Below are 396 nucleotides of genomic sequence, written 5' to 3'. Positions count from 1 at the left end.
CCATTAGAATTATGAATTAGGAACAGAAAAAATAAAATAGGATGAAGAGGGGCAACCCAAACGTCAAGATAATCCACTTTGGGATGTAATAAAAAATGATTTGCAAATCGATGCAGGAGTAAATAGAACTACATTTAAGGATGTCCCACAAGAACACTGGGCATTTCATGCAATTCATGATTTAGCGAGTAAAGGAATTATTGCAGGTTATGGAAATGGGATATTTGGTATGGGTGATAATGTAACACGTGAACAGTATGCACAGTTTTTATATAATGYAATTTCAAATGCRCAATCCCATCAATAAAAAGAAAATGAAGTTGAGTGGTTTATTATATCATCATTATAAGGGCGTATTACTGCTCGTAAAAATTTAATTGGTAATACCCCATATCC

The 396-nt window shown here is 33.2% G+C and carries 1 pseudogene; it reads left to right on the top strand.

Annotation, left to right across the window (positions count from 1 at the left end):
* Positions 1 to 7 precede the first annotated feature (7 nt).
* Positions 8 to 283, top strand: a pseudogene (locus tag AC1DJR_RS33805) (S-layer homology domain-containing protein); the annotation flags it as partial.
* Positions 284 to 396: the final 113 nt, after the last annotated feature.

The sequence above is a fragment of the Bacillus sp. 05T31 genome (assembly GCF_056396725.1).
Note: the sequence above shows the minus strand (reverse complement) of the source record. Positions and strands in the feature narration are given on the sequence as shown.